The sequence below is a fragment of the Blastococcus sp. SYSU D00695 genome, from assembly GCF_054050555.1.
The window spans coordinates 144,807-167,182 of record NZ_JBJGZP010000007.1 but is presented as its reverse complement, the minus strand read 5'-3'; the positions used below and the strand labels follow the sequence as shown (position 1 = coordinate 167,182).

The 22,376-nt window shown below is 77.0% G+C and carries 18 protein-coding genes; 8 read left to right on the top strand and 10 right to left on the bottom strand.

All coding sequences use genetic code 11. The annotated features are described in order from the left end of the window. The 3 genes from ACI781_RS07295 to ACI781_RS07285 form a co-directional block, all read right to left on the bottom strand. On the bottom strand, positions 1–1,124 hold a 1,124-nt coding region (locus ACI781_RS07295; RefSeq protein WP_456565412.1), incomplete at its 3' end, for a diguanylate cyclase domain-containing protein. A gap of 93 nt (positions 1,125–1,217) precedes the next feature. Beyond that, positions 1,218–2,666 carry a diguanylate cyclase domain-containing protein gene (locus ACI781_RS07290; protein WP_456565411.1) on the bottom strand — a complete coding sequence of 483 codons (1,449 nt, stop codon included), beginning with the start codon at positions 2,664–2,666 and terminating at the stop codon, positions 1,218–1,220. 103 nt (positions 2,667–2,769) lie between these two features. Then, positions 2,770–3,372: a TMEM165/GDT1 family protein gene (locus ACI781_RS07285; RefSeq protein ID WP_456565410.1), complete on the bottom strand. Its 603-nt coding sequence runs from the start codon at positions 3,370–3,372 to the stop codon at positions 2,770–2,772. Positions 3,373–3,672: 300 nt separating this feature from the next. On the opposite strand from ACI781_RS07285, the gene ACI781_RS07280 reads away from it, so the two are divergent. Further along, positions 3,673–4,869, top strand: coding sequence for an MFS transporter (locus ACI781_RS07280; protein WP_456565417.1), 1,197 nt, complete (start codon positions 3,673–3,675; stop codon positions 4,867–4,869). Here the strand turns inward: ACI781_RS07280 and ACI781_RS07275 are convergent. Together ACI781_RS07275 and ACI781_RS07270 are read right to left on the bottom strand one after the other, a co-directional pair. Continuing rightward, complete coding sequence (locus ACI781_RS07275; RefSeq protein WP_456565409.1) at positions 4,866–7,523, bottom strand: diguanylate cyclase domain-containing protein; 2,658 nt, start codon at positions 7,521–7,523, stop codon at positions 4,866–4,868. The genes ACI781_RS07280 and ACI781_RS07275 overlap by 4 nt on opposite strands. Before the next feature lie 113 nt (positions 7,524–7,636). Beyond that, a complete protein-coding gene (locus ACI781_RS07270; RefSeq protein WP_456565408.1) occupies positions 7,637–9,289 on the bottom strand; it encodes a diguanylate cyclase in 1,653 nt (550 codons plus the stop codon). Between the two features lie 104 nt (positions 9,290–9,393). Here ACI781_RS07270 and pheA point away from each other — a divergent pair, with 104 nt between their 5' ends. Further along, on the top strand, positions 9,394–10,368 hold the full coding sequence (gene pheA / locus ACI781_RS07265; protein ID WP_456565407.1) for a prephenate dehydratase: 975 nt from the start codon (positions 9,394–9,396) through the stop codon (positions 10,366–10,368). Here pheA and ACI781_RS07260 read toward each other — a convergent pair. Then, a complete protein-coding gene (locus tag ACI781_RS07260) occupies positions 10,342–12,477 on the bottom strand; it encodes an MMPL family transporter (protein WP_456565406.1) in 2,136 nt (711 codons plus the stop codon). The two genes, pheA and ACI781_RS07260, sit on opposite strands and share 27 nt — an antisense overlap. Before the next feature lie 85 nt (positions 12,478–12,562). Here ACI781_RS07260 and ACI781_RS07255 point away from each other — a divergent pair, with 85 nt between their 5' ends. Continuing rightward, entirely contained in the window at positions 12,563–13,033 is a 471-nt protein-coding gene (locus ACI781_RS07255; RefSeq protein WP_456565405.1) for a MarR family transcriptional regulator, read from the top strand. Between the two features lie 35 nt (positions 13,034–13,068). On the opposite strand, the gene ACI781_RS07250 is transcribed toward ACI781_RS07255, so the two are convergent. The 3 genes from ACI781_RS07250 to ACI781_RS07240 are packed head-to-tail and all read right to left on the bottom strand — an operon-like array spanning position 13,069 to position 15,221. Beyond that, a complete protein-coding gene (locus ACI781_RS07250; protein WP_456565404.1) occupies positions 13,069–13,401 on the bottom strand; it encodes a GroES family chaperonin in 333 nt (110 codons plus the stop codon). Positions 13,402–13,449: 48 nt separating this feature from the next. Next, positions 13,450–13,797, bottom strand: a complete 348-nt coding sequence (locus ACI781_RS07245) for a metallopeptidase family protein (protein ID WP_456565403.1) — start codon at positions 13,795–13,797, stop codon at positions 13,450–13,452. Continuing rightward, positions 13,794–15,221: a GuaB1 family IMP dehydrogenase-related protein gene (locus tag ACI781_RS07240; RefSeq protein ID WP_456565402.1), complete on the bottom strand. Its 1,428-nt coding sequence runs from the start codon at positions 15,219–15,221 to the stop codon at positions 13,794–13,796. Before ACI781_RS07240 ends, ACI781_RS07245 begins: the two co-directional genes overlap by 4 nt. A 275-nt stretch (positions 15,222–15,496) precedes the next feature. Here ACI781_RS07240 and serS point away from each other — a divergent pair, with 275 nt between their 5' ends. From serS to ACI781_RS07220, 4 genes are all read left to right on the top strand, one after another. After that, positions 15,497–16,792: a serine--tRNA ligase gene (gene serS, locus ACI781_RS07235; RefSeq protein ID WP_456565401.1), complete on the top strand. Its 1,296-nt coding sequence runs from the start codon at positions 15,497–15,499 to the stop codon at positions 16,790–16,792. Beyond that, positions 16,789–17,703, top strand: coding sequence for an HAD family hydrolase (locus tag ACI781_RS07230; protein WP_456565400.1), 915 nt, complete (start codon positions 16,789–16,791; stop codon positions 17,701–17,703). Before serS ends, ACI781_RS07230 begins: the two co-directional genes overlap by 4 nt. Beyond that, a complete protein-coding gene (locus tag ACI781_RS07225) occupies positions 17,690–18,499 on the top strand; it encodes a Cof-type HAD-IIB family hydrolase (RefSeq protein ID WP_456565399.1) in 810 nt (269 codons plus the stop codon). Before ACI781_RS07230 ends, ACI781_RS07225 begins: the two co-directional genes overlap by 14 nt. A gap of 164 nt (positions 18,500–18,663) precedes the next feature. Further along, complete coding sequence (locus tag ACI781_RS07220) at positions 18,664–20,280, top strand: methyl-accepting chemotaxis protein (RefSeq protein ID WP_456565398.1); 1,617 nt, start codon at positions 18,664–18,666, stop codon at positions 20,278–20,280. Between the two features lie 231 nt (positions 20,281–20,511). Here ACI781_RS07220 and ACI781_RS07215 read toward each other — a convergent pair whose 3' ends face one another. Further along, complete coding sequence (locus ACI781_RS07215) at positions 20,512–21,066, bottom strand: bacterial proteasome activator family protein (RefSeq protein ID WP_456565397.1); 555 nt, start codon at positions 21,064–21,066, stop codon at positions 20,512–20,514. 85 nt (positions 21,067–21,151) lie between these two features. On the opposite strand from ACI781_RS07215, the gene ACI781_RS07210 reads away from it, so the two are divergent. Continuing rightward, a complete protein-coding gene (locus tag ACI781_RS07210) occupies positions 21,152–22,375 on the top strand; it encodes a cysteine desulfurase-like protein (RefSeq protein ID WP_456565396.1) in 1,224 nt (407 codons plus the stop codon). Position 22,376 lies beyond the last annotated feature (1 nt).

Below are 22,376 nucleotides of genomic sequence, written 5' to 3'. Positions count from 1 at the left end.
GTGCGGCGCAGCGCGGCGTCGCCGGCGGCGTGGCCCGCGGTGTCGTTGATCGTCTTGAAGCCGTCCAGGTCGCAGTAGACGACGGCGGCCGGGCTGCGGTCGCGGCGCTGCGCGCGCAGCGCCTGCTCGAGCCGGTCGACCACCAGGGCCCGGTTGGGCAGGCCGGTCAGCGGGTCGTGCAGGGCGGCCTCGCGCAGCCGGGCCTCCAGCGCCCGCTGCTCGGTGATGTCGGTGATCGTGATGACCGCGCCGGCGACGGTGCCGTCGGCCAGGTGGATGGGCTCGCCGGTCGCGAGGGTCACCCGGCGCGGGCCGCCGGGCGGTCCGGCCACGAGCTCGACGTCACGGACGGGCTCGCCGTGGACGGCCCGCACCAGCGGCGAGTCGCCCGGGTCCAGCGGGGTGACGCCGTCGGCCAGGTACAGGTCCTCCAGCAGGGGCGCGTCCACCAGCCGCCGCCCGTCCCAGCGGTCGCCTGCCCACTCGGCCACGATCCGGTTGACCCGGGTGGGCCGCCCCTGCGCGTCCGAGGCGACCACCCCGACCGACAGGGCGTCGAGCAGCGCCCGGTCGAACGCGCGCGCCGTCGCCAGCTCCGCGGCGGCGGCCTCGGCGGCGCGGGCGGCCCGGTGGCGGTCCACCAGCGCCAGGGCCACCTCGGCGAGGTCGGCCAGCTGGGCGACCTGCTCGGGGGTCAGGTCGCGCACGTCGTCGTCCCAGGCGCAGACCGTGCCGATCACGGTGCCGTCCCCGGTCCGCAGCGGGGCGCTGGCGTAGAACCGCAGGCGGGCGATCCGGCCGTCGACGAACGGGTTGCCGGCGTAGCGGGCGTCCGCGCGCAGGTCCCGGCTCCAGAACACGCCGGGGCGGGTGGAGGTGTGGGCGCACAGGGACTGCACCCGGGACACGCGCATCGTGTCGGCGCGGTGGGCGAGCAGCGTCACCTGGTCGCGCTCGTCGAGGAGGTTGAGCGCGGCGCCCGCCGCGCCGGTCACGGCCGTGGCCAGCCGCAGCACGGCCCGGAGCTCGGCCTGCTCGCTCGGGGCCCCGGACTCGAGGTCGCGCAGCGCGGCGCGCTGCAGCTCGGCCGGAGCACCGGTGGGGGAGAGCACCGTGGCGGTCACGTCGTCCTCGTCTCGGGCGGCGATGGGTTACCTCCCGGCAACGACACGACGGCGGCCCGGCTGGAGCGGCCGGTCCCCCACAGGGGTGATCGGTCAGCGTGCCACCGACAGCGCCCGCCGTGCGGCTTTGACGCGGTACATCGCGGCGTCGGCACGGGCGAGCACGGCGGCGGCGCGCTCCCCGGCGGCGGCCATGACCACGCCGACGCTGATGCCGACGGGGAACCGGGTCCCGTCGAGCACCGCGATCGGCTCGTCGAACAGCGAGGTCACGCGGTCGGCGACGTCCTGCGCGGCGGCCTCGTCGGACAGGCCCGGGCACAGGACCACGAACTCGTCCCCACCGATGCGGGCGACCGTGTCGCCGGGGCGGACGGCGGTGCGCAGCCGGCGCGCCGCCCGGCGCAGCACGATGTCGCCGGTGGCGTGTCCCACGGCGTCGTTGACCGGCTTGAACCCGTCGAGGTCGCAGTAGAGGACGGCGACCGGCTCGGCCCCGCGGGCGCTCAGCGCGGCGGTGAGCCGGTTGAGCAGCAGCGTCCGGTTGGGCAGGGCGGTGAGCGGGTCGTGCAGGGCCGCGCTGCGCAGCTCCTCCTCCAGCGCCCGCCGCTCGGTGACGTCGGCCATCGCCACGACCGCGCCGAGCAGCGACCCGTCGTCGGCGTGCACCGGTTCCCCGGAGCACTCGACCAGGCGCATCCGCCCGTCCGGGGCGGTGATGGTGATCGGCACGTCGGCGATCCGGCCCTCGCGGAGCACGCGGAACAGCGGGATCTCGTCGGGGGCCAGCCGGCGACCGGACGGCGTGCAGAGCCGGAACGCCGAGGGGACGTCGGTCATCGCGATCGTCGGGTCGGCGTCCACGCCGTGCCAGGCGCGGCTCACCCGGTTGAACAGGGTGACGCGGCCGTCGGCGTCCGCGGCGGCGATGCCGACCGGCAGCGCCTCCAGCAGCGCGGTGGTGAAGGCGGTCGAGGCCGCGAGCTCGGCGTGTGCGGCCTCCACCTCGCGGCGGGCCTGCTCGCTGGCGGCGGCCAGCGCGGCGAGCTCGGCGGCCTGCCGGCGGCGCTCGACCAGGGCCACGAGGACGGCGGCCAGGTCGGTGAGGCGGTCGACCTCCGCGGCGGTGAACGCGTGCGGGCGCTCGTCGAAGACGCAGAGGCTGCCGACGGTCTCGCCGTCGAGGACCAGCGCCGCCCCGGCGTAGGCCCGCACCCGGGCCAGCCGGCCGTCGACCCACGGGTTGCCGGCGAAGGCGGGGGAGGCGGTCAGGTCGTCGGCGGCCGCGGCGGGGACGCCGCCGGCCAGCAGGGTGAGGCAGATCGAGTGCTCGATCGGGCTGACGCCGCCGATGAAGCCGGAGGCGGCCAGCTGCCGCTGGAACGCGCCGTCGAAGAGGTTGACGGTCGCGCAGGCCAGCCCGGTCAGGGCCGCCGCCACCCGGACGGCGCCGTCGAGGACGCCGTCCTCGGCCGCGTCGATCACCGCGGCGGGCCCGGTGCCGGCCTCCGCCCTCGTCCTCGCCCCCGTGCTGCGCCCCATGACGACAGTCCTCCCGTGTGCGGCGTGCCCGCAGCACCGGTTACGGCACGCCGCGGTCCGGACTTGAGCGCCGCGCCGCGGCGACGTCCCCCGTCGGGGGGACTCAGCCGGCCAGGGTGCGGACGGTCTCCACGGCCGCGAACAGCGCGAACACCAGGAACAGGCCGGCCGCGACCCGCCGGATCAGGGCCACCGGCAGCCGGTCGGCGAGCTTCTTGCCCAGGAACACCGCGAGGCCCGAGACCACCAGCAGGGCCGCCCAGGCGCCGACGAAGACCGACAGCGGCGCCTCGTACCGGGCGGCGAGCCCGGCGGTCGCCAGCTGCGACAGGTCGCCCCACTCGGCGGCGAACAGGACGCCGAAGGAGATCGCCGCCGTCCGCAGGAAGGAGGAGCCCGCGCTGCTGTCGGCGTCGACGTCCTCGTCCTCCGGGCCGCTGGTCGCGCTGCGCCACAGCACGACGGCGCCGACCAGGAACAGGACGGCGACGACGCCGCTGACCAGCGCCCCGGGCAGCAGCGTGAGCAGCGAGCCGGCGGTCACCGCGATCGCCACCTGCAGCCCGAACGCGAGCCCGACGCCGACGAACACCGGCAACGGCGGGAACCGGGTGGCCAGCACCAGGCTGGCGAACAGCGTCTTGTCCGGCAGCTCGACGGGCAGGACGAGCACGAAGGCCGCCGCGACGACCGACAACACCAGCACGAGAACCCCACACTTCCGCTCGGCGCGCCGGGCGGGGGATGCGGGCAGCCTCCGACCGGCAGCGCGCGTTCCACTGCCTGGTCGAAGGTCTCGCCCACCCACGCGCCGCGTGGGCCCGCTGACCGGGAGCCACCTCGCGGCGGCGCCAGCATGTCGACCAGCGGTCGGGGGCTACTCCCCTTCTCCCGGCCAGCCTAGCCGACGGCGGCCCGGGAAACGGCGTGCGCCGGGTCACGCGCAGGCGCTACGGTCCCGGGCATGCCGTTCCGTTGACCCTCTCCCCGCTCCCGGCCGGCCCCGCTGCCGGCCGCCGCCCGGCCGCTGGCCCGCCTCGCCGTCGGCTGGACGGCCCTCGCCGGGCTCGCGCCCCTCTACCCGCTGTACGCGCTGCTCTTCCTGGACTCGGGCCTGACCCAGGCACAGGTGTCCGGCCTGTTCGCGCTGTGGTCGGCGACCGGCTTCCTGGCCGAGGTGCCCGCGGGCGTGCTGGCCGACCGCTGGTCCCGGCGCGGGGCGCTGGTGCTGTCCGGGGTGCTGGAGGCCGCCGCCTTCGCGCTGTGGACGGCGGTGCCCACCGCGGCGTCCTTCGCCGCCGGCTTCGTGGTGTGGGGGATCGCCGGCGCGCTGGTGTCGGGCACGGTCGAGGCGCTGCTGTACGACGGCCTGGCCGCCTCCGGCGCGGCCGGCGCCTTCGCCCGCGTGCACGGCTGGACGACCGCGACCGAGCTCCTGGTCCAGGTCCCGGTCGCCGGGCTGGCCGCCGTGCTGGTCGCCGCCGGCGGCTACCCGGCCGTGGGCTGGGCCAGCGTCGCCGTGTGCCTGGCGACCGCCGCCCTGGCGCTGCGGTTCCCGGCCGCGCCGCCCGCCGCGGGCGGCCAGGACCACGACGGCGGGGACGACGACGGCCACGACGACGGCCACGACGACGGGGACGGCGTGCCGCTGCGCCGGGCGGTGGCCGCGGCCCTGCGGCGGCCCCGGCTGCGGCTGGTCGTCCTCGCGGTCGCCGCGATCGGCGGGCTGGACGCGCTGGAGGAGTACGTGCCCGTGCTGGCCGCCGACTGGGGCGTGCCGACGGCCGCGGTGCCGGCGGCGGGGCTCGCCGTCGCCCTCGCGGGGGCGCTGGGCGCGGCGCTGGCCGGCCGGGCCGCCCGGCTGCCGGCGGCTGCGCTGCCGCTGGCCCTGGCCGGCACCGCGGTCCTGCTCGCCGCGGCCGCGGCGTGGGCCCGGCCCGCGGCCCTCGTGGCGCTGGCGGTCGCCTACGGCCTGTACCTGTGCGTGCTGGTGGTGGCCGAGGCGCGGCTGCAGGAGCGGATCACCGGCCGGTACCGGGCGACGCTCACCTCGGTGGCCGGTCTGGGGGTGGAGCTCGCGTCCCTGCTGGTGTTCGCCGCGTGGGCCCTGGGCGGCGCGGTGGCGGTCGCCGCGCTGTTCCTGGCCGCCGTGCCGCTGGTGGCCCGGGCGCTGGCGGACGACCGGCCGCGGGCGCGCGTCTAGCGGGCGGTGCGGCGGGCGATCCGGGCGGCGAAGACCCCGGCGGCGTGCCCGTTGTCGATGTTGCTGACGACCACGCCCGGCGTCGAGGAGTTGAGCATGGTCAGCAGCGCGCCGAAGCCGCCGAACGAGCCGGGCTGCCCGGTGGAGGTGGGCACCGCGACCACCGGCACGTCGGTGGTCGCCGCGACGAGGCCGGCCAGCGAGGCGTCCAGCCCGGCGACGACCACGAGGCAGTCGGCCCCGGCCAGCACCGCGGGGTCGGGCAGGCCGCTGTGCATCCGGCTCCCGCCGAGGTCGGCGACGCGGACGACCCCGGTGCCCGACACCCGCGCGGCGAACGCGGCCTCGGCCGCCACCGCGGCGTCGCCGCCGCCGGCGGACAGGACGACGACCTGCCCCAGCGGCTCGGGCAGCGGCCCGACGGCGGCCGACATCGCGGCGGCGTCGACCACCGTGTCGGGGCCGAACTCGGCGGCGAGCGCGACCAGCGCCTCCGCGGTGGCGCGCACGACGACCACGGGGTGGTCGGGGTGCTCGGCCCGCGCGGCGCGGACCAGGGCCAGGACCTGCTCGGGGCCGCGGCCGGTCGCCCACAGGGTCTCGGGCTCCGGCGTCCGGCCCGCGACGGGCGCGGGCGGCGGCGGCAGCGGGACGGCGGGCTCGTCGGTGCGCGGGCCGGCGAGCGGGACGTCGTCGGCGGACGGCTCCAGCAGCAGCGCGGCGAACCCCCCGGCGACCGCGGCGGGCTCGGCGGCCGGCGGCAGCACGACGGGCGGCGGCGCGGTGACCGGCGCCGGGGCCGGTGCCGGGCTCGGCGCGGGGTCCGCCGCCGGGGCCTCGGCGGCGGGGGCCGGCTCCAGCGGGGCGCCGGTGCGCTGCGTGACGGCGGACAGGCGCACGACGCGGTCGCGGCCGCTGCGCTTGGCGTCGTAGAGCACGCCGTCCGCGGCGGCGAACAGCATGCGCCGGTCGTCGCCGCGGGTGGCCGAGGCGACGCCCACGCTGATCGTCACCGGCCCGCTGAGCCCGAGCGCGGTCCAGTCGTGGCCGGCCACCGCCCGGCGGATGCGCTCGAGCGCGCGCTCGGCCTGCTCGGCCGTCGTCTCCGGCAGCAGGACGACGAACTCGTCGCCGGCCCAGCGGCACACCTCGTCGGTGTCCCGGCAGCCCTCGATGAGCAGCTCGCCGACCGTGCGCAGCACGGCGTCGCCACCGGGGTGGCCGATCGCGTCGTTGATCGACTTGAAGTGGTCGACGTCGACGACGGCCAGCGCCGGCATCGTGCCGCTGGACAGCAGCCCGTCCAGGCGCGCCTCGGCGTAGCGGCGGTTGGGCAGGTGGGTGAGCGGGTCCTCGTAGGCCTGGCGGCGCAGCTGCCCGGCGGCGCGCTCGGTCTCCAGCAGGCTCTTGCGGCGGCCGAACAGCTCCACCCAGCGGGTGCGGCGCTCGTCGACCCGGTCCAGCTCGTCGGCGAGGTAGGCCTGCAGGTAGGGCAGCGCGCGCCCGGCGTCGTCCAGCTCGGCGTGCAGGGTGCACAGCTCGCGCAGCGCCGCGCGGCGCAGCCGGGGCAGGCCGTGCTCGGTGGCCAGCGCGAGCGCCGTGGCCAGCTGCTCGTCCGCGCCGGCGGCGTCGCCCTGGCGGCGCAGCGCGCGGCCGAGGGCCAGCAGGGCGGCGGCGAGCAGGCCACGGTCGCCGGTGGCGCTGGTGATCCGGACGGCGGCGCGCAGCGGGCCGGCGGCCGCGGTGTGCTCGCCCAGCCCGACCAGCGCCCAGCCGTGCACCACCTGCGCGGCGACGACCGCGTCGGCCGCCTCGGGGGGCAGCAGCGCCAGCGCGTCCTCGGCGAGCCGGCGCGCCTCGGTGAAGTGCGGGACGGCCGACGCCGGGACGCCGTCGTCGAGCAGGGCCTCCCCGAGCTCCGCGCAGAGCTCCCCGAGGCGGGTCGCGGCCCGGGCGACGAGCACCTCGGGGTCGCCGTCGGCGGCCGTCAGCGCGCCGGGCACCCCGGCGGCGGCCACCGCCGTCTCGTGCGCCCGGCGCTGGTAGTCCAGCGCCAGCGGCATGAGCTCCAGGTCCGCCAGCACGCCGGCGAGGGTGGCGAGGGTCTCCACCAGCAGCGCGGACGGCGGCAGCGCCGGGTCCAGCAGGCTGGCGGCCTCGATCGCCTCGTCCATGGCGGCGTCGATGCGGCGGGAGAGCAGCTCGATCCGGGCGTGCCGGGCCAGGCCCGCGGCGCGCTGGAGGTCGTCGTCGGTGGCGTCGAAGGCGGCCTTGGCCGAGCGGACCAGCGCGATGGCCAGCGCGGCGCGCGACGCCGGCCCGGCGTCGGGGTCCCCGCCGTCGCCGTCCAGCAGCCCGGCCAGGCCCGCGTGCAGGTCCAGCGGGGCGGCGGCCGGCTCCCCGGGCACCGGCTCGAGCGGCTCGCCGACGACGGTGAAGCCCGCCATCCGCAGCCGGCGGACCAGCAGCTCGGCGCGCAGGGTGTCCGCCCAGGCCCGGCCCAGGCCGGCGGCGGCCGCGGGGTCGGCGCCCTCGGGGGGCGCGGCGTAGGGGGAGGGGTCGCCCTCGACGTCGGCGAGCAGCTCCTCGGCGTCGTCCAGGCGCCAGTCCGACAGCGCGGCGGTCACCCGGTGGTGCAGGGCTCCCGGTGGCACGAGCGCACTGTGCACGCCGTCGTCGTCCCTGTCACGCACCGTTCCGGAGGCGCGCCGGACCGGGAGCAGGGCGTCGTCCGTTTCGTCACAGGCGCCCCACCGAGGGGAGAGCGTCACGAGGCCTCCCCGGTCACGCCCGGTGCCCGCACCCGGTTCCGGCCGCCGCGCTTGGCGCTGAACAGGTGCAGGTCGGCCGTGTCGAACAGCGAGCGCCAGCCCGAGGGCACGGCCGGCTGGTCGGCGTCCCGGGCCGGGGTGGTGGCCACGCCGATGCTGACCGTCACCGGGTCGGCCAGCTGCAGGTCGCCCCACTCGGCGTCGGCCACGGCGGCCCGCAGCCGCTCCATCGCCAGCAGCGCCTGGTTCTCGGAGGCCTCGGGCAGGACGACGAGGAACTCGTCGCCGGCCCAGCGGTACACCTCGTCGCCGGTGCGGCAGTGCTCGCGCAGCAGGTCGGCCACCCGGCGCAGCACCTCGTCGCCGCGGGAGTGGGACATGTCGTCGTTGACCGCCTTGAACCGGTCGACGTCGACCACGGCCAGCGACAGCGGCGCCTCACCGAGCGGGAGGCTGCCCAGCCGGCGCTCGGCGCTGCGCCGGTTGCCCAGCCCGGTGAGCGGGTCCTGCAGGGCGTAGGTGCGCAGCACCGCCGCCTGGCGCTCGGCCTCGCGCAGCCGGCTGCGGCGGACGAACATCTCCGCCCACAGCTCGCGGCTGCGGGCGTGCGCGCGGCCGGCCTCGGCCCGGTAGGCCTCCAGCCAGTGCAGCGCCTCCGCGGGGCGGCCCTGCGCGGCGGTCGCCTGCCCCAGCTCCAGCAGGCACTGCCGGTAGCGCCGCCGGTCCCCGGTCGCGGCGAAGGCGCCGGCCGCGTCGACCAGCAGGTCGGTGGCCTCCTCGGCGTGGCCGCCCCCGGCGCGCTCCTGCGACAGCCGGGCCAGCAGCCGCGCCAGCACGAGGTCGGTGTAGCCGCGAAGCCACACCTCGCCGTCGCGGTGCACCCGCCGGTGCGCGCGGCGCAGCGGCCCCATCGCCCCGTCGAGATCCCCGGCGCAGGCCATCGCCCACGCCTGGACGACGTCGAGCAGGTCGCCCTCGCCGGGCTCGGGCTCGCGGTCGAGCCCGCGCGCCTCGGTGGCGCAGCGCAGCGCGACGGCGGCCAGCTCCCCGGCCCGCACGTCGTGGCCGCGCCGGCACTGGGTCTGGGCGAGCTCCACGTGCTGCCGCGCGCACAGCAGCAGCAGCTGCCAGCGGTCGGCGAGGTCGGGCAGCCCGGCCGCGATGCGGGAGCCCTGCAGGGCCTGGGCGACCGCGAGCTCCTCCAGGTCCAGCGCGCCCAGGGTCAGCGACAGCCACAGGTGGGCCTGGTGGGAGGCGCGGCCGGTGTCGCCGGAGGCCTCGGCGAGCAGGCTCGCGTCGACGGCGAGCAGCATCGCGGCGTCCACGTGGTCGGCGGTGGCCTCCACGTGCGCCAGGTAGGCCAGCGTGAGGGCCGTCATCGCGTCCGGCGGGCAGCCGCCGAGCGCGGCCCGGGCGGCGCCGACGGCGGCGGTGGCGGCGTCGACGTCGGCGTCGACCAGGGCGCGGCGGGCGTCGAACGCGTCGCGCCAGGCGACCCAGGCGGGGTCGGGCGCGGCGGCCAGGAGGTCGGTCGCGGCGTCGTGCTCCCGGGCGAACGTGGCGGGGTCCCCGCGGTCGCTGGCGGCGAGGAGACGCCAGAGCGCAGCATCCAGGTCACGCTCGGTGACACCGATGGCGCCGGGAGTCACGCATCCCTCCAGTCGGACGCAGGCGGGCCGGCCCCTGCGGCCGGCGGCGAGGCGGTTCCCCCGGGGTGGGCACCTGCCCACCCCGCCCGCACTACCCTCGTCGGATGCCCGCGACGCCGATGGACGAACTGCACAGCGATCCGCAGTCCGCCAGCACGTTCCCGACGAGGTTCGCCTATCTGGGACCCGAGGGTACCTTCGCCGAAGCGGCTCTGAGCAGGGCAGTCGGGGACGCGGCGCCCCGTTCGCCGCGGCCGACGGTGGCCGCCGCGCTGGCCGCCGTCCGCGCCGGCGAGGTCGACGCCGCGCTGGTGCCGATGGAGAACAGCATCGAGGGCTCGGTGCCGGCGACCATGGACGGTCTGGCCGACGGCTCGCCGCTGCTGATCACCCGCGAGGTGTTCCTGGAGCCCACGTTCGTGCTCGCCGTCCGGCCCGGGACGACGCTCTCCGACGTCGGGTCGGTCGCCAGCCACCCGCACGCGCTGGCCCAGACCGCGCGCTGGCTCGCCGAGCACCTGCCGGCACTGGCCCCGCAGTCGGCGTCGTCCACCTCCGGTGCCGCGCAGGCGGTCGCCGACGGCCGCTGGGACGCCGCCGTGTGCGCTCCCCTGGCGGCGCAGCGGTACGGGCTGGTCCCGCTGGCCGAGGACATCGCCGACCACCGCGGCGCCGTCACCCGGTTCGTGCTGGTCACCCCGCCCGGCCCGCTGCCCGCGCCGACCGGCAACGACAAGACCTCGCTGGTGGCGGTCGTGGCCGACCGCACGGGCGCGCTGCTGGAGGTGCTGCAGGAGTTCGCCGCCCGGGGCATCAGCCTGACCCGGATCGAGTCGCGCCCCACCCGCGAGCGGCGCTGGGTCTACTCGTTCGCCCTCGACTGCGAGGGGCACGTCGCCGAGGCGCGGGTGGGCGAGACGCTGGCCGCGCTGCACCGGGTCTGCGACGACGTCCGCTTCCTCGGCTCCTACCCGCGCGCCGACGAGCGGGAGAACCGCCCGGTCGCCGCGGAGGCCACCGACGACGCGTTCACCGACGCCGACGCGTGGCTGTCACGGGTGCGCGCCGGCCGGCTCTGAGGCCGGCTCCGGGGCGTCCTGGGAACGGCGGGCCAGGCGGCTGGGCCACCAGACCCGGTCGCCGATCAGCCGCACCGCCGCGGGCACCAGCAGCGTGCGGACGACGAAGGTGTCCAGCAGGACGCCCGCGCCGACCAGGAACCCGAGCTGGGTGAGGATCACCAGCGGCAGCACGGTCAGCGCGCCGAAGGTGGCGGCGAGGACCAGCCCGGCGCTGGTGATCACGCCGCCGGTCACCGCCAGCGCGCGCAGCACCCCCTCGCGCGTCCCGTGCCGCCGCGACTCCTCGCGGGCCCGCGTCATGAGGAAGATGTTGTAGTCGATCCCCAGGGCGACCAGGAACACGAACCCGATGAGCAGCACCTGTGGGTCGCTGCTGGGGAAGCCGAACAGCGGATCGAACACCAGCGCCGCGAGGCCGACCGTGGCCAGCACGCTCAGCGCCACGGTGGCGACCAGCAGCAGCGGGGCGACCAGCGCCCGCAGCAGCAGGGCCAGCACCACGGTGATGACCAGCAGGACCAGCGGCACGATGACGGCGAGGTCGCGGGCGGCGGTGTCCTGGGTGTCGAGGTCCTGGGCGGTCGGGCCGCCGACCAGCGCATCGCCGTCCGCCTCCTGCACCGCCGCGCGCAGGTCGGCGACGGTCTCCCGGGCCCGGGTGCTGTCCGGGGCGTCGGCGAGCGTGGCGTCCAGGCGGACCAGGCCGTCGACCTCCACGGGCGCGGCGCCCGGCTGCGGCGGGCCCCCCCGCGTGCCGGTCCACGGCGCGACGCCGGCCACGCCGTCCACCCCCGCGGCGGCCTCGGCGACCTGCTGCCAGTCGCCGGCGGGGGTGACGATGGTGGCCGGGGCGGACGCGCCGGCGTCGAAGTGGCGGGCGAGCGCGGCCTGGCCCTCGCCCGACGGCGACCCGCCGCGCACCGCCTCCGACAGCGGGATGCCGTCGGCCCGGAAGGCCGGCACGAACGCCGCCAGGACCACCAGCAGGCCGAGGCTGCCCAGCAGGGCCCGGCCCGGGCGGCGGCCGACGCCGGCGGCGACCCGCTCCCAGCCGCGGCCGTGCGCGTGCTCGCTGCCGTAGCGGGGACGGAACGGCCAGAACGCGGCCCGGCCGAGCAGCACCAGCACGGCGGGCAGGAAGGTGAGGGCGGCGACCATGGCCAGCGCGATGCCGACCGCCGACACCGGCCCGAGCGCGCGGTTGCTGCCCAGGTCGGAGAACAGCAGGCACAGCACGCCGAGGACGACGGTCGCCGCGGACGCGGTGATCGGCTCCCACGACTGGCGCAGCGCGACCCGCATGGCGGCCGCCGGGGACTGCTCTCGGCGCAGCTCCTCCCGGTAGCGGGCCACCAGCAGGAGGCCGTAGTCGGTGGCCGCGCCGACGACGAGGATCGAGGCGATGCCCTGGCTCTGCCCGTTCACCTCGATCCAGCCCTGGTCGGCCAGCAGGTAGGCGACCGCCAGCGTGGTGGTGAGGGCGAGTCCGGCGGTGCCGATGACCAGCAGCGGCAGCAGCGGGCTGCGGTAGACCACCAGCAGGATGAGGAGGACGACGCCGAAGGCGGCGACCAGCAGCAGACCGTCGATGCCGGAGAAGCCCTCGGCGAAGTCGCTGAACAGCGCGCCGGGGCCGGTCACGTACTCCGTCGTCCCGGCGACCCCGGGCAGGTCGCGCAGGGCGTCGACGAGGCCGGGCAGGGCCTCGCCGAGGTCCGGGCTGAGCGGCAGGACCGCCTGCACGGCCGCGCCGTCCTCGGACGGGATCGGCGGGGAGGCCTCGCCGGTGAGCGCCCCGGCGTCCTCCGCGAGGGCGACGGCGTCCCGGACCCGGGAGGCGATCTCACCCTGCGCCGCCGCGTCCAGCGGGGCGCCGTCGCCCTCCCACAGCAGGACCACCGGCAGGGCGCGCTCGGTGTCGAACTCGCGCAGCAGCTGGGCGACCCGGGTGGACTCGGCGCTGTCGGGGAGGAAGGCGGCCGAGTCGTTGGTCTGCACGTCGCCGAGCCGCCCGCCGAGCGACCCGAGCGGGGCGGAGAGGACGATCCAGGCCAGCACGACGAGGGCGGGCAGCAGCCAGCGGGCGACGGAGGTCCTGCGCGGCATGGTGTTTCCCTCGAACGGCGATAATCTCGACGATCGAGACATTAGTGGCGGATCGGGCCGGACGCACGGCGCGGGGGGTGGGGGCGTGGAGGAGACGACGGCGGCGCGCCGGGAGGCGGTCCTGCTGCTGCGCCGGCTCTCCGTCGAGCTCGACGCCGTCAGTCAGCGGTTCGCGCTCGCGCACGGGCTGAACCGCACCGACGTCCGCGCCCTCGTCGCGATCATGGACGCCGCCCGGCGCGGCGAGGCGCTGACCGCCGGCGGCCTCGGCGCGGCCGTCGACCTGCGCTCGGCGTCGGTGACGGCGCTGGTCGACCGGCTGGAGCGGGTCGGGCACGTGCGGCGCGTCCGCGACCCCCGGGACCGCCGGCGGGTGGCGCTGGAGATGTCGGAGTCGGCGCTGGCCGCCGGCGCCGAGCACTTCGGGGGCCTGGCCGCCGACCTGCTCGCGGCGATGGAGGGCTACAGCGACGAGGAGGTCGCCGTCGTCACCCGGTTCCTCACCGAGATGACCGAGGTGGTCGCCCGGCACGCGCCGGCCGCGCCCGAGGACTGACCCCCGACACGAGGGCCGGTCTGCGAGGTACGGGCCTAGAGGTACAGGCCGGTGTTGGCGTCCTCGATGCGCTCGGCGGCGACCGCGTGCACGTCGCGCTCGCGGAGGATCACCAGGTCCTCGCCGTGGACCTCGACCTCGTGCTGGTCCTCCGGGGAGAACAGCACCTGGTCACCGACCTTCACCTGGCGGACGCTGCCGCCGACGCCGCGGGCCTCGCCCCACACCAGGCGCTTGGCGACCTGGGCGGTGGCCGGGATCAGGATGCCGCCGGTGGACCGCCGCTCGCCGTCCTCCCGGCGCAGGGAGACCAGCACGCGGTCGTGCAGCATCTTGATCGGCAACCCGTTGCCCTTGACCTCCGCCACGTCGGTCCACGGTACGCGGGCTCGTGGCGGCCTCCCGGGGGCCCTTCATCAGCCCCAGCCGAGGGCGTGCAGGCGCTCCTCGTCGATGCCGAAGTGGTGGGCGATCTCGTGGACGACGGTGATCGTGACCTCCTCGACCACGTCGTCCTCGGTCTCGCAGACGTCGCAGATGGCCTCGCGGTAGATCATGATCCGGTCGGGCAGCTCGCCGCCGTACTGCCACCCGCGCTCGGTCAGCGCGACGCCCTCGTAGAGGCCCAGCAGGTCCGGCTCGTCGGGGTTGCGGTCCTCGACCAGGACGACGACGTTGTCCAGCAGCGCCATCAGCTGCGGCGGCACCTCGTCGAGCGCGTCGGCGACCAGCTCCTCGAACTGCTCGCGCGGGAGCGCCCTCACCAGCTGGTCGGCAGCGGCCGGCCCTCCTCGTAGCCGGCCGCGCTCTGCACCCCCAGCACCGCGCGCTCGTGCAGCTCGTCGACGGTCCGCGCGCCGGCGTACGTGCAGGAGGACCGCACCCCCGCGACGATCTGGTCGATCAGGTCCTCCACCCCCGGGCGGGCCGGGTCCAGGTACATGCGCGAGGAGCTGATGCCCTCCTCGAACAGCCCGGCGCGGGCCCGCTCGAAGCCGCTCTGCGCCGACGTCCGCGCCTTGACCGCGCGCGCCGACGCCATCCCGAACGACTCCTTGTAGAGCCGCCCCGACCCGTCCTCGTGGATGTCGCCGGCGCTCTCGTAGGTGCCGGCGAACCAGGACCCGACCATCACGTTGGCCGCGCCCGCGGCGAGCGCGAGGGCGATGTCGCGGGGGTGGCGGACGCCGCCGTCGGCCCACACGTGCCGGCCGAGCGCGCGGGCGGCCGCGGCGCACTCCTCGACCGCGGAGAACTGCGGCCGGCCGACGCCGGTCATCATCCGCGTGGTGCACATCGCGCCCGGGCCGACGCCGACCTTGACGACGTCCGCCCCGGCCTCGACCAGGTCGCGGGTGCCCTGGGCGGTGACGACGTTCCCGGCGACCACCGGCACCCGGCCGGCCACCGACCGGACCGCGCGCACCGCCTCGACCGCCTTCTCCTGGTGCCCGTGCGCGGTGTCGACGACCAGCACGTCGACCCCGGCGGCCAGCAGCGCGCCGGCCTTGCCCGCGACGTCGCCGTTGATGCCCACGGCCGCCGAGGTGAGCAGGTGCCCCTCGGGCCCGACCGCCGGCTGGTAGATCGCCGAGCGCAGCGCACCCTTGCGGGTGATCACGCCGACCAGCCGGTCGCCCTCCACCACCGGGGCGGCGCTGATCCGCTCGTCGGAGAGGACGTCGAAGATCTTCGGCAGGTCGGTGCCGGCCTGGACCGTCAACGGGTCGCGGGCCATCACCTCCGACAGCTGGGTGAAGCGGTCCACGCCCTGGCACGCGCCGTCGGTGACCACGCCGACGGGGACGCCGTCCTCCACCACCACGACGATCCCGTGCGCGCGCTTGGTCAGCAGCGACAGCGCCTCGCCGACCGTGGAGGTGGGGGCGAGCGTGATCGGGGTGTCGTAGACGGGGTGGCGCGACTTCACCCAGGACACGACCTCGGCGACGACGTCCACCGGGATGTCCTGCGGGATGACGGCCAGCCCCCCGCGGCGGGCGGCGGTCTCGGCCATCCGCCGTCCCGAGATCGCGGTCATGTTGGCGACGACGACCGGGATCGTCGTGCCCACCCGGTCCGGCGTGGTCAGGTCGACCTCGAGCCGGGAGCCCACGGTCGAGTGGTTGGGCACCATGAAGACGTCGGCGTAGGTGAGGTCGTGGTCGGGCCGCTGCAGGAACCGCATGCCCCGAGTGTCCCGCCTCCCGGCCGTCCCCGTCCCGCCGTCCCGTTCCGCCGCCCCTCCCGCCGACCCGGTCCGCCGCCCCGTCCCGCCGCCCCGTCCCGCCGAGATCGGCGATCTCGGCGGCATCAGGCCCTGATGGTGCCGAGATCGCCGATCTCGGCACCGGTGGCGGCCAGGTGGCGGGCTGGTGGCGGGAGGGGAGCGGTCGCCGGCCGGCCGGGTGCCGGTCGCCTCGGCGTCCCGGGCCGGACGCACCCGGCACCTACGATCGGGGCGTGATCGACCTGCGACTCGTGCGCGAGCACCCCGACGCCGTCCGTGCCAGCCAGCGCGCCCGGGGAGCCGACGAGTCCCGCGTCGACGACCTGCTCGCCGCCGACGCCGCCCGCCGCGAGGCGGTCAAGCGCGCCGACGACCTGCGCGCCGAGCAGAAGTCGGCTTCGCAGGCGGTGAAGAAGGCCTCCCCCGAGGAGCGCCCCGCCGTCCTCGAGCGGGCCCGGGCGCTGGCCGCGCAGGTCAAGGAGGCCGAGGAGGCGCAGCGGACCGCCGACGCCGCGCTGCGCGAGGCGCACCTGCGGATCGCCAACGTCGTGCACGACGACGTCCCGCCCGGCGGGGAGGACGACGCGGTCACGCTGCGCACCGTCGGCGAGGTGCCCACCTACGACTTCGCGGTGCGCGACCACCTGGAGATCGGCGAGGCCCTCGGCGCCATCGACATGGAGCGCGGCGCGAAGGTCTCCGGCGCCCGCTTCTACTTCCTCACCGGCCCGGGCGCGCTGCTGGAGTTCGCGCTCGCCCAGCTGGCGATCAGCCGGGCGGTCGCCGCCGGGTTCGTCCCCGTCGTCGCCCCCGCCCTGGTGCGGCCCGAGGCGATGGAGGGCACCGGCTTCCTCGGCGAGCACGACGAGGAGGTCTACCGCGTCGAGCGCGACGACCTGTACCTCGTCGGCACGTCGGAGGTCGCGCTGGCCGGCATGCACGCCAACGAGGTGCTCGACCTGTCGGCCGGCCCGCGCCGCTACGCCGGCTGGTCCTCCTGCTTCCGCCGCGAGGCCGGCTCCTACGGCAAGGACACCCGCGGCATCATCCGCGTGCACTGGTTCGACAAGGTCGAGATGTTCAGCTTCTGCCGGCCCGAGGAGGCCGCCGAGGAGCACCGCCGCCTGCTGGCCTGGGAGGAGGAGTTCCTCCAGGCGCTCGAGCTGCCCTACCGCGTCGTCGACATCGCCGCCGGCGACCTCGGCACCAGCGCCGCGCGCAAGTTCGACATCGAGGCGTGGTTCCCCAGCCAGGGCACCTACCGCGAGCTGACCAGCACCTCGGACTGCACGACGTTCCAGGCGCGCCGGCTGGCCATCCGCTACCGCGACGCCGACGGGAAGCCGCAGCCGGCGGCCACCCTCAACGGCACGCTGTGCGCCATCGCCCGCACCATCGCCTGCCTGCTCGAGGTGCACCAGCGGGCCGACGGGTCGGTGCACGTGCCCGCCGCGCTGCGCCCCTGGCTGGGCGGTCACGAGGTGCTCACCCCCGGGATGGCGCTGGCCGCGCCGGTACCGGTGCCGTGACCGCCGAGCCGCTCCGGGCGCACGGCGTGCTCGCGGGCTTCGACGAGGTCGTGGAGCTGGGGGACGTCGGGCCGTGGCGGCCCAAGCTGGTCGCCTCCGACCTCGACGGCACCCTGCTCGACGCCTCCACCGAGGTGGCGCCCCGCACCCGCGCCGCGCTCGAGGCCTGCTGGGCCGCCGGGATCCCGGTCGTCGGCGTCACCGGCCGCGGCCCCCGCCTGCTCGACAGCGTCCACGCCGCCCTCGACGGCCGCGGCATCGCCGTCCTCGCCCAGGGCGGCTTCGTCGTCGACCTGGAGCGCGACGAGGTGCTGCGCACGGTCGGCCTGCCGCGCGCGCAGGCGCAGGCGGTCATCGAGCGCATCGAGGCCGTGGCCGGGGAACTCGTCGTCGCCGTCGAGGACGCCGCCGAGCAGGGCGAGGTGCGCACCCAGCTGCGCGTCCAGCACGGCTTCGACTGGCCCTACCCCGAGCCCGCCCACCTGCTCCCGCGGCACCAGGTGCTGCCCGCGGGGGCGGTGCTGAAGGTGTTCCTGCGCTCGGCGTCCCTCGGCCAGGACGAGCTGCTGGCCCGCGCCCGCTCCGTGGTGGACCCCGCCGACGCCGAGGTCACCCACGCCGGCCTCGGCTTCATCGAGGTGCTGCCGCCCGGCGTCACCAAGGCCACCGGGCTCGCCGTCGCCCTGGAGCGCTACGGCGTCGGCATGGGCGACGTCCTCGTCTTCGGCGACATGCCCAACGACCTGCCGATGATCACCGCGGTCAACGAGGCCGGGGGCCGCTCGGTCGCCGTCGCCAACGCGCACCCCGCGGTGCGCGCGGCGGCCGCGACGCGGACCAGCGGCCACGCCGTCGACGGCGTCGCCCGGTACCTGGAGGCCGTGCTCGGGTCGGGGGGTGCCGGTGCCTGACTGGCGGCCCCGGCTGATCGCCAGCGACATGGACGGCACGCTGCTGCGCCGGGACGACACCGTCAGCCCCGAGACGGTGGCCGAGCTGGAGCGCTGGCGGGCCGGCGGGGTGCCGGTCGTGCTCGCCACGGGCCGCCCGCCGCGGTGGATGACCCGCATCCGCGAGCAGCTGCGCCACGGCACCGCCGTCTGCTGCAACGGCGCGGTGCTGCTGGACCTGGAGAGCTTCACCGTCCTCGACGAGCAGGCGCTGCACCCCGACGTGCTCCGCGAGGTGACCGCGGTGCTGCGGGAGGCCCAGCCCGACGTCTGGTTCGCCGTCGAGTACGGGCTGGAGTTCCGTCACGAGCCCGTCTACAAGCCCCGGTGGGACGTCGACGTGCCCGGAGTGGCCGTGGCGACGCTGGAGGAGATGGTCGCCGGGCCCGCGGCCAAGCTGCTGGCCCGGCACGAGACCCTGCCGCGGGCGGAGTTCCTCGCCCTCGTCGAGCAGGCCGCCGGGCACCGGGCCACGGTGACGACGTCGTCCAGCGACGCCCTGGCCGAGATCTCCGCCCCCGGGGTCACCAAGGCCAGCGGGCTGGCCAAGGTCGCCGCGCAGCACGGGGTCGACCCCGCCGACGTCGTCGTCTTCGGGGACATGCCCAACGACATCGCGGCCTTCGAGTGGGTGCGCGCCGCCGGCGGCCGCGCCGTCGCCATGGCCCACGCCCACCCCGACCTGCTCGCCGTCGCCACGGACGTCACCGGCACGAACGAGGAGGACGGCGTCGCGGCGTTCCTCGCCGCCCTCTGAGTCCCCCGGCCGTCGCGTCCCCCGGCCGTCGCGTCCCCCGGCCGTCGCGTCCCCCGGCCGTCGCGCCCCGGGCCGCCTCGGCTCAAGGCCGGGACACGCCTGCCGACACTCCTGCCGAGGGGCCGCGGAGGAGCCGCGGACGACCACCGGGTGGAGGTTCGGGCATGGATGCCGCGCAGGAGACGGACACGGGGAGCGGCCGGCGGTCAGGATGGGGGCTGCGCAGCCGCGTGCTGGGCGCCGTCCTCGTGGTCGCCCTGACGACGCTCGGCGTCGGCGTCTTCGGCGTCAGCCGGATGGCGACGCTGGACGAGAAGGCCCGGGAGGTCTACACCGGGGCGGCCCAGCCGCTCGACGGCATGCGCCGCCTGCAGGTCGACTGGTGGGAGCGGTCGGCCAACGTCTCCACGTCCTACATCGCCGGCCTGCCGCCGGAGAGCATCGCCCGGGCCCAGGAGGCCGTCGGGACGATCACCGACCGCCTCGTGGCCGACATCGACGAGGTCGACGGCATGGAGCTGCCGTCGGCCGCGCGCGCGTCCTTCGCCGACTTCAAGGACGCCGTCACCGGCTACCTCGAGGTCCTCGCCGAGTACGAGGCGACCACGGTCGACACCCCGATGGCCGAGCTCCAGCGCCTCTCCGCCGCGCTCAGCGAGCAGCAGGCCAAGGCCCAGGACGCCCTCGTCGTCGCCGTCGACGCCGCGTCGGCCCACGCCGAGCGCGTGATCGACGAGGCGCACGACGCCTACACCTCCGCGCGGACCGTGACCGTGGTCCTCGTGGTCGTCGGGCTGCTGGTGGCCGTCGGGCTCGCGCTCCTGGTGGCGCGCAGCGTGACCGTGCCGGTGCAGCGCATCCGCGAGGTGCTCGGCAAGGTCGCCGCCGGTGACCTGCGCGTGCGCGCCGGGCAGACCGGCGGCGGCGAGCTGGGCGAGGTGGCGCAGTCGCTGGACCACACCCTCGACGCCCTGGGCTCGGTGCTGCACCTCGTCGGCGACTCGGCGCAGCAGCTGGCCGACGCCTCCCGCCAGCTCGACGGGGCGTCCGCGGCCATCGCCGACAACGCCCGCACCGCCGCCGGCCAGGCCGACTCCGTCGTCGCCTCCGCCGGCGAGGTGGCCTCCAGCGTCGACACCGTCGCGGCCGGCTCCTCGCAGATGGAGCAGGCCATCCGCGAGATCGCGACCAACGCCACCGAGGCCGCCCGCGTGGCCGGCCAGGCCGTGACCGTCGCCGAGAACACCACCCGCACCGTCGGCAAGCTGGGCGACTCCTCGCAGGAGATCGCCACGGTCGTCAAGCTGATCAACGGCATCGCCGAGCAGACCAACCTGCTCGCGCTCAACGCCACCATCGAGGCCGCGCGCGCCGGGGAGGCCGGCAAGGGCTTCGCCGTCGTCGCCAGCGAGGTCAAGGAGCTCGCGCAGGAGACCGCGCGGGCCACCGAGGACATCTCGCGGCGGGTCGAGGCCATCCAGGCCGACACCGCCGGGGCCGTCGAGGCCATCGGTCAGATCAGCTCGGTCATCGGCGAGATCAACGACTTCCAGGCGACCATCGCCGCGGCGGTCGAGGAGCAGACGGCCACGACCAACGAGATGAACCGCAACGTGGCCGAGGCCGCCAGCGGCTCGCAGTCGATCGCCAACGCCATCTCCGGCCTCGCCGCCGGCACGCAGGAGACCAACTCCCGCGTCGAGGACGCCCAGCGCGCCGCGGCGGAGCTGGCCCGGATGAGCGGTCAGCTGCAGGAGGCGGTGTCCCGCTTCACCGTCTGACCGGCTCGCACCGACGGCGCCGTCTCCCCGCGGGGAGGCGGCGCCGTCGTCGTCCCGGCGGCGCGGCGGCTGGGGGCGGCCCCGCGCACCGCGGCAGTGTCGCCGTGCGGGGGCGACCGCCGCGCTGCAGGGCGGTAGTGGCTCCCACACCGCGGCACTGCCGCGGTGCGGCGAGGGGCCGACCGTCGCGGTCCCGGCGACGGCCGGCGAGGGCCGCACCGCCGTGGGCGGCTACAGGTACTGGCCGCCGCCGGGACGGAAGTCGGGCTGCTGCGGCTGCCCGACGCCCGGGCCGCCAGGCAGGGCCTTGCGGCGCATCTCCTCCAGCTGCGCGCGGGCGGCCATCTGCTGGGCGAACAGCGCGGTCTGGATGCCGTGGAAGACACCCTCCAGCCAGCCGACCAGCTGGGCCTGCGCGATCCGCAGCTCCGCGTCCGACGGCGTGGAGTCCTCGCCGAACGGCAGCGTGATCCGCTCCAGCTCCTCGCGCAGCTCCGGCGCGAGCCCCTGCTCCAGCTCCCGGATGGACGACGCGTGGATGTCGCGCAGCCGCTGCCGGCTGGCGTCGTCGAGGGGAGCGGCCCGCACCTCCTCGAGCAGCTGCTTGATCATCGTGCCGATCCGCATGACCTTCGCCGGCTGCTCGACCATGTCGCCCACGCCACCGCCGTCGGCTGCACCGCCGTCCTCGGCCGCGGCCATCGGGACCGTGCCGACCGGTCGCCCGTCCGGTCCCACGACCACGACCTGCTGAGGACGCTCACTTCCGTTCCCGGGGATGGTCATGCCCCCATCCTCCCCCGGCGGGCCGGGCGGGTGCCCGCCCGGGAGGGCCGTCCCCCGCGCGCAGGTGCGGCTAGGGTCGGCGCACATGGGGGCGGGGGAGGGGCGACTGGACGTCGCCCGGGTCCGGGGGCGGTTCCCCGGCCTCTCCGACGGCCTGGTGCACGCCGAGGGCCCGATGGGCACGCTGCTCCCGGAGGACGTCGTCCACGCGATCACGCAGGCCATGCGGGCGCCGGTGGCCCCGCGCGGCGGCGTCTTCCCGGCCTCGGCGCGGGCGGAGGGCCTGGTCGCCGGCGCCCGGTCCGCGCTGGCCGACCTCACCGGCGGCGTGCCCGCGGGCGTCGTCCTGGGCGCCAGCGCCACCGCGCTCACCTACGTCATGGCCGGGGCGCTGGCCCACACGTGGCGCCCGGGCGACGAGATCGTCGTCAGCCGGCTCGACCACGACGCCAACATCCGGCCCTGGATCCAGGCCGCCGAGCGGCGGGGCGTGCGGGTCCGCTGGGCGGAGGTCGACATCGAGACCGGCGAGCTGCCCGCCTGGCAGTACGACGAGCTGCTCACGCCGCGCACCCGGCTGGTGGCGGTGACGGCGGCGAGCAACGCCATCGGCACCCGCCCGGACGTCGCCGCCATCGCCGCCCGCGCGCACGGGGTGGGGGCGCTGGTGTTCGTGGACGGCGTGCACGCCGCCGCGCACCACCCGGTCGACCGCCGGGCGATGGGCGCGGACTTCCTGACCGTCTCGGCGTACAAGTGGTGCGGCCCGCACGTGGCCGCCGTCGTCGCCGACCCGGACGTGCTGGCGGGGCTGCGGCCGGACAAGCTGCTGCCGGCGCCGGACCGGGTGCCCGACCGGTTCGAGATCGGCGCCCAGCCGCTCCAGCTGTTCGCCGGCGTCACCGCGGCCGTGGACCACCTCGCCGGGCTGTGCGGCGAGGCGTCGGGCACGCGGCGGGAGCGGCTGCACCGGTCGATGACCGCGGTCGCCACGTACGAGGGCGAGCTGTTCGGCTGGCTGGACCAGGCGCTGCGCGCGATGCGCCACGTGCAGGTGCTGGGCGCCGCCGACGGCCCGACTCCGGTGCTGTCGTTCACCGTCGACGGCATGCGCCCGCGGCAGGTCACCGCCGACCTGGCCCGCCGGGGGATCTGCGCCTGGGACGGCGACCGCGGCGCCCGGGAACTGTTCGACGCGATCGGCGCCACGGAGGCGGGCGGGGCGGTCGGCCTCGGGCTGATGCACTACAACACCGCCGAGGAAGTCGGCTATGTGATCGACGCGGTGGCCGCCCTGCGCCCGCGCTGAG